The sequence below is a fragment of the Mesorhizobium robiniae genome, assembly GCF_040545535.1.
Taxonomy (GTDB): Bacteria; Pseudomonadota; Alphaproteobacteria; order Rhizobiales; family Rhizobiaceae; genus Mesorhizobium; species Mesorhizobium robiniae.
Genome location: NZ_JBEPMC010000002.1, coordinates 631,298 through 644,192 on the forward strand (window position 1 = coordinate 631,298; position 12,895 = coordinate 644,192).

Sequence of the window (12,895 nt, forward strand, 5' to 3'; positions counted from 1 at the left end):
TTGATGGCTTTGGTGATCGAAGGCGAGGAACGCATCGCCGCACCCCTGCAAAAGGTGTGGGAAGCGCTGAACGACCCGGACGTTCTGAGGCAGACCATTCCGGGCTGCCAAAGCCTTGAAAAGACGTCGGACACCGAGATGGCGGCGACCGTGGTGCTCAAGATCGGGCCGATCAAGGCAACGTTCAACGGCGAGGTGACGTTGAAAAACCTCAACCCGCCGCATTCCTACACCATCCAGGGCGAGGGCAAGGGGGGCATCGCCGGATTCGCCAAGGGCGGCGCCGACGTAACGCTGACATCAGACGGGCCGGAGACGACGATCCTGAAATATGCGGCCAAGGCCGATGTCGGCGGCAAGATCGCCCAGCTCGGCAGCCGGCTGATCGAATCGACGTCGAAGAAACTGGCGGGGCAGTTTTTTTCGAGTTTTGGCGAGAAGGTCGGCGGCTGAGCCCCTCCCCCTCGAGGGGAGGGTGCCGCGCGAAGCGCGGCGGGTGGGGTCGCCTCAACTGCCTCAACCTATAATTGGATTTGACCAAGAAGGGTAGAGTGCGTCGCCACCGACCCTACCCAGCCTTCGGGCCACCCTCCCCTCTCAAGGGGGAGGGTTCATTCAAACACGATGCTCGGCACGGCGGCTTCGGCCGCGCCGCGTTCTTCGTTGACCCTGCCCCAGACCTTCGAGGCGATGTCGCGGTAGATCTTCGCCTCGGCGCCATCGGGTTTCGAGACCACCACTGGCGTGCCGGCATCCGAGCTTTCGCGGATGCCCATTTCGAGCGGCACTTCGCCGAGGAAGGTGACGCCGAGACGCTCGGCCTCGCGCCGCGCGCCGCCGTGGCCGAAGATATCGTAGCGCTTGCCGGTGTCGGGGGCGAGGAAGTAGCTCATATTCTCGACGATGCCCAACAGCGGCACGTCGACCTTCTTGAACATGTTGAGGCCCTTTCGCGCATCGATCAGGGCCAGATCCTGCGGTGTCGAGACGATGACGGCGCCGGCCAGCGGCACCTGCTGGGCCATGGTCAGCTGCGCGTCGCCGGTGCCGGGCGGCATGTCGACGACGAGCACGTCGAGCGGACCCCACTCGACCTCGCGCAGCATCTGCGTCAATGCCGACATCACCATCGGCCCGCGCCAGATCATCGGCGTCTCCTCGTCGACGAGGAAGCCCATCGACATGACCTTCAGACCGTAATTCTCCATCGGCTTCAGGACCTTGCCGTCGACGGTCTGCGGCCGGCCATGGATGTTGAGCAGCCGCGGCATGGACGGGCCGTAGATGTCGGCGTCGAGCACACCGACCCTCAGGCCGTTGGCGGCAAGGCCAAGCGCAATGTTGACGGCGGTGGTCGACTTGCCGACGCCGCCCTTGCCGGAAGCGACCGCGATGATCGCCTCGATGCCGGGCACACCGCGCTTGCCCTGGCTGTGCGAGGCTGGAGCATGCGGAGCCGGGCGTGGCGCGGCAGCGGGTGCTGGCGGCGGCGCGGGCCTCGGGGCTGGTCTTTGTGGAACCGGAGCTTCCATGCCGCCACCCTTCTTTTCCGCCGTTAGCGCAACCACGGCGCCGGCGACACCGGGGATAGCCTTGACGACCCGCTCGGCGGCGGCGCGCAACGGCTCCATCTCCTGAGCCCGGGCAGCCGGCACGGTGATCGAGAAGAAGACCTTGGCATCGGCAATGAAAATCTCGGAAACCATGCCGAGGTCGACGATGTTGCCGGTAAAGTCCGGTCCGTTGACCGTCTTCAGGCGCTCGGTGACGGTTTCCTTGGTGACGTTTTCCTGGACGGCGGGCATCAGCTTTTCCTCTGCTTTTCGCTTCAGATAAGGCAGTTCCCGAACAGAACCAAGCGGCGGAACGACACGCGCTGCGGCATACGCCCATAAACTGCGGTGGCTTGTAGGGTTTTGCGGATGCCAAACGTTCTTCAAGGAGACACGCCGATCGGCAGGCTGCGGTCGCCAGAAAACGAAGCGGCCCTATTTTGCTGCACAGCTCTCGGACGTGATCACCGGTAAGGAAAGGAGACCATCATGCTCGCAAACAGCAACGCAACAGCCAATCTCGCGGTAAAGGACCTGGCCAAGGCCAAGTCCTTCTATGAGGACGTTCTGGGCTTGAGGGAGGTCCACAACGAGGGTGGCGAACTGATCGTCTACAAATGCGGCGACACCAGCATCAATGTCTACCACTCGAAATTCGCCGGAACCAACAAGGCAACGGCGGTGACCTGGATGGTCGGCGACGAAATCGAAAAGATTGTCGGCGGACTAAGGTCGAAGGGTGTCGTTTTCGAACATTACGACATGCCTCACACAACGATCGAAGGTGACATCCACGTCGGTCACGGCATGAAGGTCGCCTGGTTCAAGGATCCAGACGGCAACATCCTGAACCTTGTGGACAGGTAGATTTCGCGCCGCCGCACAATGCGGGCGCGAGCATCGTTCACGTCATGTCGCCAGGCTGACGGCGAGGTAGGTGAGGGCCGAGATCGCGGCCGTGGCCGGCAGGGTGACAATCCAGGCGATGACGATGTTGCCGGCGATGCCCCAGCGCACGGCCGAGACGCGGCGGGCGGCGCCGACACCGATGATAGCGCCGGTGATCGTATGCGTCGTCGATACCGGAATGCCGAGCCAGGTGGCGGCGAACAGGGTGATCGCGCCGCCGGTCTCGGCACAGAAGCCTTGCATCGGGTTCAGCCGGGTGATCTTCGAGCCCATCGTGTGGACGATGCGCCAGCCGCCGAACAGCGTGCCCAGCGCCAGCGCCGCCTGGCAAGTGATGACGACCCATAGCGGCACGTAGAAATTCTCTCCGAGCATGCCTTGCGAATAGAGCAGCACGGCGATGATGCCCATGGTTTTCTGCGCGTCGTTGCCGCCATGGCCGAGCGAATAGAGCGAGGCGGAAACGAACTGCATGACGCGGAACGTGCTATCCACTGCGAACGGGGTCTGGCGCACGAACGCCCAGGAAACCGTAAGGATCAAGACAAGCGCCAGCAGGAATCCGGTCGCCGGCGACAGGACGATGGCCGCAATGGTCTTGCCAAGCCCGGCCCAGACGATGGCGCCACCGCCCGCCTTTGCAACGCCGGCGCCGACCAGTCCGCCGATCAGCGCATGCGAGCTGCTGGAGGGAATGCCAACGAGCCAGGTGACGATATTCCAGACGATGGCACCGACAAGGGCGGCGAAGATCACCCCAGGGGTGACGATGCTGGCGTCGATAATCCCCGTTCCCAGGGTCTCGGCAACATGAAGACCGAAGAACAGGAAGGCGATGAAATTGAAGAAGGCCGCCCATAGAACCGCATAGTGCGGCCTCAGCACACGCGTGGAGACGATGGTGGCAATGGAGTTGGCGGCATCGTGCAGGCCGTTGAGAAAATCGAAGAACAGCGCAACGGCAATGAGCCCGATCAACACGGGAAAGGCGATGGCGGCTTCCATCGGCTAAACGTTCTCGATGACGATGCCGCTGATCTCGTTGGCGACGTCCTCGAAACGGTCGACCACTTTTTCCAGCTCGCCATAGATCTCACTGCCGATGAGGTAGGCCATCGGGTCGCTGCGGCCGTGCCTCTTGAACAGGTCCTTCAGGCCCTGCTCGTGCAGATCGTCGGCCCGGCCTTCCGCGCGCATGACCTCCTCGGCGATCGCATTGAGGCGCACGCTGTGGGCGCCGACTTTGCTGAGCAATGGGATGGCCTCGGCGACCAGCTTGGCTGCAATGACGATGATGCCGCCCATTTCCTGCATCAGCGGGTCGAATTCCTTCTTCTCGAACAGCTTCACCGTCTTGACGGTCTTGTGCATCATGTCGATGGCGTCATCCATCGACTGGATCAGATCCTTGATGTCCCCGCGATCGAAAGGCGTGATGAACGAGCGCCGCACGGAAAGCAGGACTTCCGCGGTGATGTGATCGGCCTGGTCTTCAAGATCGACGATCCTCTGGCACCAGCGATCGATGTCCTTGCCTTGGAGAAGCTGCTCAAGCGCCTCGGCACCATCGACCACGGTACGGGAGTGTTGCTCGAAGAGATCGAAGAAACGATCTTCACGCGGCAGCAGCTTGCGGAACCAGCTCAGCATGTTCGATCTCCCGTGCCCCACGACCTCGCCCCATCCACATAGCGCCGCACACCGATGCGGGAAATAGTAAGCCGGCTGAAAGATGTGGACGCTGCGATTGCACATGCAGCTTGCGGCGGAACGCAATTTCCCCGACCTTGGCGCTGGACCCACCGGACAGACGGCATGATCGACAAGCTGGAATTCTTCATCGCGCTGGCCAGGGAAGAGCATTTCGGCCGGGCGGCGGAGGTGTGCGGCGTCACCCAGCCGACGCTTTCGGCAGGGATCAAGCAGTTGGAGGGCCAGCTCGGCGTGATGCTGGTTCTGCGTGGATCGCGCTTCCAGGGGCTGACGCCGGAGGGCGAACAGGTGCTGGTGTGGGCGCGCCGCATCGTCGGCGATAGCAGGACCATGCGCGAGGAGATGCGGGCGGCGCGTCACGGCCTTTCGGGGCGCATCCGCATCGCCGCCATCCCAACAGCGCTGGCCATGGTAGCACGGCTGACGACGCCGTTTCGCGCAAAACATCCCGGCGTCACCTTCTCGGTACTGTCGCGCACCTCGATCGAGGTGCTGTCGCTGCTCGGCAATTTCGACATCGACGCCGGCATCACCTATCTCGACAACGAGCCGCTGGGGCGGGTGACCAGCGTGCCGCTTTATGACGAGCGCTACCAACTGATCACCGCGGTCGGAAACCCCTATTCCGACCGCGACAAAGTGACGTGGGCGGAGCTCAGCCAGCTGCCGCTCTGCCTGCTAACGCCGGACATGCAGAACCGCCGCATCATCGACCAGCATCTGGCCGAGGCCGGCACGCAGGTGCGGCCGACGCTCGAATCCAATTCGATGATCGTTTTGTTCTCCCACATCCGCACCGGAAAATGGTCGTCGATCATGCCGCTCAACCTCTCGGAAACGTTCGGTTTTTCCGAGCCGATCCGGGCCATTCCCATCGTCGAGCCGGATGCCAGCCACACCGTCGGGCTGGTGGCGACGCCGCGCGAGCCGCACACGCCGCTGGTCTCGGCGCTGCTGGACGAGGCGATGGCGCTAGCAGACGATTTCCGTTCCCGCAGCTGAGCTAGAGATTGCAGGCTGGATTTCGTTGATAGAAGATTTCTATCGAGCAACGGATCAGCTTTATTGATCTGGCGGGTTTCATCTGATTTCCTAAATACTTAGCGGAAGATCGCTACGACATCAGGGAGGGCGCTGCATGACGATGCAGCCTGCAAGTACCGAGATCGCGTCGCGCACGGCGGCGATCGTCCAGGAGTTGAAAGGCCTCGAAGGCCCGCTGCTGCCTATCCTCCATGGCATCCAGGAAGAGTTCGGCCACGTGCCGCGCGACGCGCTGCCGGTAATCGCCGAGGCGCTGAACATCACCAAGGCGGAGGTGCACGGCGTCGTCAGCTTCTATCATGACTACCGCAGCCACCCGGCTGGCCGACACGTACTCAAAGTCTGCCAGGCGGAAGCCTGTCAGTCGATGGGCTCGGATTTGATCGCCAGCAAGCTCAAGCAATTGCTTGGCATCGGCTTTCATGAGACGACCCGCGACGGTTCGGTGACGCTGGAACCGGTCTATTGCCTCGGCCTTTGCGCCTGCGCGCCGTCAGCGATGCTGGACGGCGAGGTGATCGGCCGGCTCAACGACGAAAAGCTCGACGAGATCGTTGCCGAGGTGCGCTCATGATCCCGCGCATCTACATTCCCGGCGATTCCGGCGCACTGGCGCTCGGTGCGGAAAAGGTCGCCAAGGCGATTGAGAAGGAATTGGCCGATCGCGGCATCGAGGCCAAGATCGTGCGCAACGGTTCGCGCGGCGCCTATTTTCTCGAGCCGATGGTCGAAGTGGCAACAGCAGACAAAGGCCGCGTCGCCTATGGGCCGGTGAAGCCGTCCGACGTCAAAGGCCTGTTCGACAGCGGCTTTCTCACCGGCGGCCACCACAAGCGCTGGCTGGGCGCGCCCGACAAGATACCGTTCCTGGCCAAGCAGACGCGGCTGACCTTCGCGCGTTGCGGTGTCATCAATCCGCTGTCGCTCGATCACTACAAGGCGCATGGCGGACTGAAGGGACTGCAGAACGCCGTGGCACTAACGCCTGCCGACATCGTCAAGCAGGTTACAGAATCGGGCCTGCGCGGACGCGGCGGCGCCGGTTTTCCGACCGGCATCAAATGGAAGACGGTGCTCGATACCACGGCCGACCGCAAATACATCGTCTGCAATGCCGACGAGGGCGATTCGGGCACGTTCGCCGACCGTATGATCATGGAAGGCGACCCGTTCGTGCTGATCGAAGGCATGACCATCGCCGGCATCGCAACGGGTGCCACCAAGGGCTTCATCTATATACGCTCGGAATATCCACACGCAGTGGCAACGATGCAGAAGGCCGTTGAGGCCGCCCGCAAGGCCGGCGTGCTCGGCGTCAACGTGCTGGGCTCGCCCAACGCCTTCGACATGGAAGTTCGCGTCGGCGCCGGCGCTTATGTCTGCGGCGAGGAGACCTCGCTGCTCGACAGCCTCGAAGGCAAGCGCGGGCAAGTGCGGGCCAAGCCGCCGCTGCCGGCGCACAAGGGCCTGTTCGGCAAACCAACGGTGATCAACAACGTCATCTCGCTGGCTTCGGTGCCTGTCATCATGGATAAGGGCGCAGCCTTCTACAAGGATTTCGGCATGGGTCGTTCGCGCGGCACCATCCCGATCCAGATCGCCGGCAACGTCAAATATCCCGGTCTCTATGAGGCTGCGTTCGGCATGACGCTGGGCGAGATCGTCGATGAGATAGGCGGCGGCACCGCCACAGGACGTCCGGTCAAGGCCGTACAGGTCGGCGGCCCGCTCGGCGCCTATTTCCCGCGCACGCTGTTCGATACGCCGTTCGACTACGAGGCGTTTGCCGCCAAGGACGGGTTGATCGGCCATGCCGGTATCGTCGTTTTCGACGACAGCGCCGACATGCTGAAGCAGGCGCGCTTCGCCATGGAATTCTGCAGCATCGAAAGCTGCGGCAAGTGTACGCCCTGCCGCATCGGCTCGACGCGCGGCGTCGAGGTGCTGGACCGGCTCGCCCAGAACATCGAACCCGAGAAGCAGATCGCTCTGGTCACCGACCTTTGCAACACGATGAAGTTCGGCTCCCTTTGCGCTCTGGGCGGCTTCACCCCATATCCAGTAATGAGTGCACTCAACCATTTCCCCGACGACTTTCGGCCGACGCCGGTCGCCGAAGCAGCGGAATAGGAGCGGACAGCCATGAACGCGGCATTCGACATCAAATCGCTGGTCCAGGAAATCGACTACGGAACGCCCGCTTCGGAAGCGGAACAGCAAGTGACGCTGACGGTCGACGGCAAGTCCGTGACCGTTCCGGCAGGTACCTCTATCATGCGCGCTTCGATGGAAGCAGGGGTCGAAATCCCGAAACTCTGCGCAACCGACATGCTGGACTCGTTCGGCTCCTGCCGGATCTGCCTAGTCGAGATCGATGGACGCGGCGGGACGCCAGCCTCCTGCACGACACCTGTCGGTGAAGGCATGGTCGTGCACACGCAGACCGAGCGCCTCAACGCCATCCGCCGCGGCGTGATGGAACTCTATGTCTCCGACCACCCGATCGGCTGGAACGAGAAGGCCGGCACAGGCGCCAGCGAGTTCGACAAGGTCGCCAACACGGTCGGCCTGACCGAGAACCGCTATGGCGTGGACGGCCGCAACCACGTCAAGCAGGAGAACGGTGTAGCACCCGGCCATGGTTCGCTGGCTGTCGACTACATCGCCCGCGATGAATCCAATCCCTATTTCACCTATGATCCCGCGCAATGCATCGTCTGCTCGCGTTGCGTGCGGGCTTGCGAGGAGGTGCAAGGCACCTTCGCGTTGACCATCGAGGGCCGCGGTTTCGAATCGCGCATGGTCGCCGGCATGCACGAGGAATTCATCGCCTCCGAATGCGTATCCTGCGGCGCCTGCGTGCAGGCCTGTCCGACCGATGCGCTGCGCGAGAAATCGGTCCTTGCCAAGGGCCTGCCGGAGCGCTCGGCCGTCACCACCTGCGCTTACTGCGGCGTCGGTTGCTCGTTCAAGGCCGAGGTCAAGGGCGACGAGGTCATTCGCATGCTGCCCTACAAGGAGGGCAAGGCGAACCACGGCCACTCCTGCGTCAAAGGCCGTTTCGCCTATGGCTACGCCACCCACAAGGACCGCATCCTGTCGCCGATGATCCGGGAAAAGATCACCGATCCCTGGCGCGAGGTAAGCTGGGAAGAGGCGATTGCCCATACGGCCAAGGAGTTCCGCCGGATCCAGTATCAGTATGGACGCACCGCGATCGGCGGCATCACTTCCTCGCGCTGCACGAACGAGGAGACCTATCTCGTCCAGAAGCTGGTGCGGCAAGGCTTCCGCAACAACAATGTCGACACTTGTGCGCGCGTCTGCCATTCGCCGACCGGCTACGGGCTCGGTCAGACCTATGGCACCTCGGCCGGCACGCAGGATTTCGACTCCGTCGAATTCACCGACGTCGCCGTGGTCATCGGCGCCAATCCGGTTTCGGCCCATCCGGTGTTCGCCTCGCGGCTGAAGAAGCGGCTGCGCCAGGGCGCCAAGCTGATCGTGCTCGATCCGCGTCGCACCGAGATGGTCAAGTCGGCGCATGTCGAAGCGGCCTATCACCTGCCGCTGAAGCCCGGCACCAATGTGGCGGTGCTGACGGCGCTGGCGCATGTCGTCGTCACCGAGGGTCTTTTCGACGAAGCCTTCATCCGCGAACGTTGCGACTGGGCGGAGTTCCAGGACTGGGCTTCTTTCGTCGCCTTGCCGGAAAACAGCCCTGAAACCGTCGGCAGACTGTCCGGCGTCGATCCCGAACTGATCCGGGGTGCTGCGCGTCTCTACGCCACCGGCGGCAACGGCGCGATCTATTACGGCCTCGGCGTGACGGAACACAGCCAGGGTTCGACCACTGTCATGGCGATCGCCAACCTCGCCATGGCCACCGGCAATATCGGCCGGCCGGGCGTTGGCGTGAACCCGCTGCGCGGCCAGAACAATGTGCAGGGCTCGTGCGACATGGGCTCCTTCCCGCACGAACTGCCCGGCTATCGCCATATCTCCGGCGAAGCCGTGCGCGACATCTATGAGAGCCTGTGGGGCGTGAAGCTCGACGACGAACCGGGCCTGCGCATTCCCAACATGCTGGATGCCGCCGTCGACGGCAGCTTCAAGGGCATCTACATCCAGGGCGAGGACATCCTGCAGTCCGATCCCGATACCAAGCATGTCGCCGCCGGCCTCGCCGCGATGGAATGCGTCGTCGTGCACGACCTTTTCCTCAACGAGACCGCGAACTACGCGCATGTTTTCCTGCCGGGCTCGACCTTCCTCGAGAAGGACGGCACTTTCACCAATGCCGAGCGCCGCATCAACATGGTGCGCAAGGTTCTGGAGCCGAAGGCGCGCTACGCCGATTGGGAGGCGACGCAGGAGCTTGCCCGTGCGGTCGGGCTGGACTGGAACTATCAGCATCCCTCCGAGATCATGGACGAGATCGCCAAGACGACGCCGAGCTTCGCCGGCGTGTCCTTCGAACTGCTCGACCGTGTCGGATCCGTGCAATGGCCCTGCAATGAGAAGGCGCCGCTCGGCACCCCGATCATGCATATCGATGGTTTCGTGCGCGGCAAGGGCAAGTTCATCCGCACCGAATATGTGGCGACGGACGAAAGGACTGGGCCGCGCTTCCCGCTGCTGCTCACCACCGGCCGGATTCTGTCGCAGTACAATGTCGGGGCGCAGACCAGGCGTACCGAAAATGTGATGTGGCATTCCGAAGACCGGTTGGAAATCCATCCGCACGATGCGGAGAACCGCGGCATCCGCGACGGCGACTGGGTGCGGATGGCGAGCCGCTCCGGTGAGACGACGCTGCGCGCGCTGATCACCGACCGGGTGTCGCCGGGCGTCGTCTACACGACCTTCCACCACCCGGACACGCAGGCCAACGTGATCACCACCGACTTCTCGGACTGGGCGACCAACTGTCCGGAATACAAGGTCACCGCGGTGCAGGTGGCGCCGTCCAACGGTCCGACCGAGTGGCAGAGGGATTATAACGAGCAGGCTCGCCAGAGCCGGCGCATCGCCCCGCTGGAAGCGGCGGAGTAGTCCTTGGCCGCGCGCCGCAAAGCGACGACGCAGATATCGCGGCTGGCGCATCGCGCCAGCGGCACCACGGCCGCGAACCGCATGGTGCCGGAGGAGACCCCGGTGGCGTTCTCCTTCGCCGGAACCACTCATGCGGTGATGATGGCGAGCCCCGCCGATTTCGAGGATTTCGCACTCGGCTTCTCGCTGACCGAAGGCATCATTGCCACGCCCGAGGAGATCGAGACCATCGAAGTCGAAGATCTCGGCGCGGGTATCGACATACAGATCCGGCTGAGGGACCAGGCCAATACCCGCTTCCAGGCGCGGCGGCGCAGACTTGCCGGTCCGGTCGGCTGCGGGCTGTGTGGCATCGAGTCGATCGAGGAAGCGATGCGGTCGGTGGATGCGGTTGGTTCGTCGAAGCTCACACTTGATGCCGACGACATCGTCCGCTCGGTCAAGCTCTTGTCGAAGGTGCAACCGCTGCACGCCGAGACCGGGGCGGTTCATGCCGCGGGTTTTTATGTGCCGGGCAAGGGCATCGTCATGGCGCGCGAGGATGTCGGCCGCCACAATGCGCTGGACAAGCTGGCCGGCGCGCTGGCCAAGGCCGGCATAAACGGCGCCGCCGGCGCTGTCGTGGTGACGTCGCGCGTTTCGGTCGAGATGGTGCAGAAGACGGCTGCGATCGGCGCGGCGTTCATCATCGCCGTCTCGGCGCCGACCGCGCTAGCCATCCGCACAGCGGAAGCCGCCGGGATGACGCTGGTGGCGTTGGTGCGCGGCGACGATTTTGATATTTTCACCCACCCTGACCGGGTGGCTGCTGGAGTTGCCAAGCATGTCGCATGACGAAGAACACATCATGAGCACCGGGGAAAAGCTGGTGCGTATGGCCAACCAGATCGCCGATTTTTTCCATTCCAAGCCGCGCGACGAAGGTATCGCCGGCGTTGCCGAGCACATCAACAAGTTCTGGGAGCCGAGGATGCGGCGGCAGCTGTTCGAGATGCTGGACGGCGGCAGTGAAGGCTTCAACGAACTCGTGGTGGCTGCTTCCGCCAAAATCAAGCGGCCCAAGACGCCAGAACAGTCCGATATGAGCATCGGCTACACCGGGCGTGGAACTGCGCAGGCCGAGAGCGCCGCTCCGCAGAAATAGCCCGACAACCGCCTCCCCAGAGGTAAGAAGCGCTAGCCGTGTGCCACCATCACATGCCGCACGGCGGTATAGTCCTCCAAGGCATAGAGCGACATGTCCTTGCCGTAGCCGGACTGTTTCAGCCCGCCATGCGGCATCTCGTTGGTCAGCATGAAATGGGTGTTGATCCAGGTGCAGCCATATTGCAACCGAGCGGCTGTCGCCATGGCGCGCGAGACATCCTTGGTCCACACAGAGGACGCGAGACCATAGTCGCTGTCATTGGCCCAGTTCACCGCCTCGTCCACCTCGGAAAAGCGAGTGACCGAGACGACCGGCCCGAACACTTCGCGGCGCACGATCTCGTCTTCCTGCAAGGCGCCGGCGACGACCGTCGGCTGATAGAAGAAGCCAGAGCCCTCGCCCGGCTTGCCACCGGTGGTGATCTCGATGTGCTTCAGCTCCGAGGCGCGTTCGACGAAACTCGAAACGCGGTCGCGCTGGCGGCGTGAGATGAGCGGCCCGATCTCGTTTTCCGTGTCGTCGGGGCGGTCGTATTTGATGGTCGAGACGGCCGAGGAAAGGTCTACGACAAGCTTGTCGTAGATCTTCTTGCCGGCATAGATGCGACAGGCGGCTGTGCAATCCTGGCCGGCATTGTAATAGCCGAAGGCGCGCAGGCCGTTGATCACCGCGCCGAGGTCGGCGTCATCGAAGACAATGACCGGCGCCTTGCCGCCGAGTTCGAGATGCGTGCGCTTGACCGACTTGGCGGCCGCCTGCAGCACCTTCTTGCCGGTGGCGACGTCGCCGGTGATCGAGATCATGTTGATTTTCGGGTGGTTGATCAGCGTGTTGCCAACGCTGTCGCCTCTGCCGAGCACGACGTTGACGACGCCTTCCGGCAGGATCTCGGCAAGGATCTTCGCCAGTTTCAGCGCGGTCAGCGGAGTCTGCTCCGACGGTTTGAAGACCACCGTGTTGCCGCCAGCAATCGCCGGGGCCAGCTTCCAGGCCATCATCATCAGCGGATAGTTCCACGGCGCGATCGAGGCGACGACGCCGATGGCATCGCGCCGGACCATCGAAGTGTGACCAGGAATATATTCGCCGGCGACCTGGCCGGGCATTGAGCGAACAGCACCGGCGAAGAAGCGGTAGCAATCGACGATCGCCGGGATTTCGTCGTTGAGCACGGCGTTGATCGGCTTGCCGCAATTGAGCGCTTCGAGGGCGGCAAAATCCTTCGCGTCGGCCTCGATACGGTCGGCGATCTTAAGGAGATAGCCCGAGCGCTGCGCCGGCGTGGTGCGCGACCAGGTGATGAAGGCCTTTTCGGCCGCAAGCACCGCCGCCTCGATCTGCGCGTGGCTGGCTTCAGGCAGGTTGAGAATGGTCGCGCCGGTCTTCGGGTTGAGGATCGGTTCTTCGGTTTCGGTGCCCTTCTCGAATTTCGAGCCGATCAGCATCTTTGTGTCCATGGAAGTCTCTCCCTTAT

General features: G+C 63.1%; 12 protein-coding genes. 8 read left to right on the forward strand and 4 right to left on the reverse strand.

Features of this window, described 5'->3' with window-relative positions:
* The first annotated feature begins 3 nt into the window (after nucleotides 1–3).
* Complete coding sequence (locus ABID19_RS07385) at nucleotides 4–453, forward strand: SRPBCC family protein (protein ID WP_354489231.1); 450 nt, start codon at nucleotides 4–6, stop codon at nucleotides 451–453.
* 158 nt (nucleotides 454–611) lie between these two features.
* On the opposite strand, the gene ABID19_RS07390 is transcribed toward ABID19_RS07385, so the two are convergent.
* On the reverse strand, nucleotides 612–1,805 hold the full coding sequence (locus ABID19_RS07390; protein WP_354489233.1) for an Mrp/NBP35 family ATP-binding protein: 1,194 nt from the start codon (nucleotides 1,803–1,805) through the stop codon (nucleotides 612–614).
* A gap of 237 nt (nucleotides 1,806–2,042) precedes the next feature.
* On the opposite strand from ABID19_RS07390, the gene ABID19_RS07395 reads away from it, so the two are divergent.
* Entirely contained in the window at nucleotides 2,043–2,420 is a 378-nt protein-coding gene (locus ABID19_RS07395; protein ID WP_354489235.1) for a VOC family protein, read from the forward strand.
* Nucleotides 2,421–2,462: 42 nt separating this feature from the next.
* Here the strand turns inward: ABID19_RS07395 and ABID19_RS07400 are convergent, their stop codons facing one another.
* Both ABID19_RS07400 and ABID19_RS07405 read right to left on the reverse strand, forming a co-directional pair.
* Complete coding sequence (locus tag ABID19_RS07400; protein WP_354489237.1) at nucleotides 2,463–3,467, reverse strand: inorganic phosphate transporter; 1,005 nt, start codon at nucleotides 3,465–3,467, stop codon at nucleotides 2,463–2,465.
* Between the two features lie 3 nt (nucleotides 3,468–3,470).
* Nucleotides 3,471–4,112, reverse strand: coding sequence for a DUF47 domain-containing protein (locus ABID19_RS07405; protein ID WP_352934295.1), 642 nt, complete (start codon nucleotides 4,110–4,112; stop codon nucleotides 3,471–3,473).
* Between the two features lie 165 nt (nucleotides 4,113–4,277).
* On the opposite strand from ABID19_RS07405, the gene ABID19_RS07410 reads away from it, so the two are divergent.
* From ABID19_RS07410 to ABID19_RS07435, 6 genes are all read left to right on the forward strand, one after another.
* Nucleotides 4,278–5,177 carry a LysR family transcriptional regulator gene (locus tag ABID19_RS07410; protein WP_354489239.1) on the forward strand — a complete coding sequence of 300 codons (900 nt, stop codon included), beginning with the start codon at nucleotides 4,278–4,280 and terminating at the stop codon, nucleotides 5,175–5,177.
* 136 nt (nucleotides 5,178–5,313) lie between these two features.
* On the forward strand, nucleotides 5,314–5,793 hold the full coding sequence (locus ABID19_RS07415; protein ID WP_354489241.1) for a formate dehydrogenase subunit gamma: 480 nt from the start codon (nucleotides 5,314–5,316) through the stop codon (nucleotides 5,791–5,793).
* A complete protein-coding gene (locus tag ABID19_RS07420; protein ID WP_354489243.1) occupies nucleotides 5,790–7,349 on the forward strand; it encodes a formate dehydrogenase beta subunit in 1,560 nt (519 codons plus the stop codon). The genes ABID19_RS07415 and ABID19_RS07420 overlap by 4 nt, the downstream gene beginning before the upstream one ends.
* 12 nt (nucleotides 7,350–7,361) lie before the next feature.
* Entirely contained in the window at nucleotides 7,362–10,274 is a 2,913-nt protein-coding gene (gene fdhF, locus ABID19_RS07425; RefSeq protein WP_354489245.1) for a formate dehydrogenase subunit alpha, read from the forward strand.
* Nucleotides 10,275–10,277: 3 nt separating this feature from the next.
* A complete protein-coding gene (fdhD, locus tag ABID19_RS07430; RefSeq protein ID WP_354489247.1) occupies nucleotides 10,278–11,108 on the forward strand; it encodes a formate dehydrogenase accessory sulfurtransferase FdhD in 831 nt (276 codons plus the stop codon).
* Nucleotides 11,098–11,418 carry a formate dehydrogenase subunit delta gene (locus ABID19_RS07435; RefSeq protein WP_354489249.1) on the forward strand — a complete coding sequence of 107 codons (321 nt, stop codon included), beginning with the start codon at nucleotides 11,098–11,100 and terminating at the stop codon, nucleotides 11,416–11,418. Before fdhD ends, ABID19_RS07435 begins: the two co-directional genes overlap by 11 nt.
* Before the next feature lie 32 nt (nucleotides 11,419–11,450).
* On the opposite strand, the gene ABID19_RS07440 is transcribed toward ABID19_RS07435, so the two are convergent.
* Nucleotides 11,451–12,878, reverse strand: a complete 1,428-nt coding sequence (locus tag ABID19_RS07440; protein ID WP_354489251.1) for a gamma-aminobutyraldehyde dehydrogenase — start codon at nucleotides 12,876–12,878, stop codon at nucleotides 11,451–11,453.
* Nucleotides 12,879–12,895: the final 17 nt, after the last annotated feature.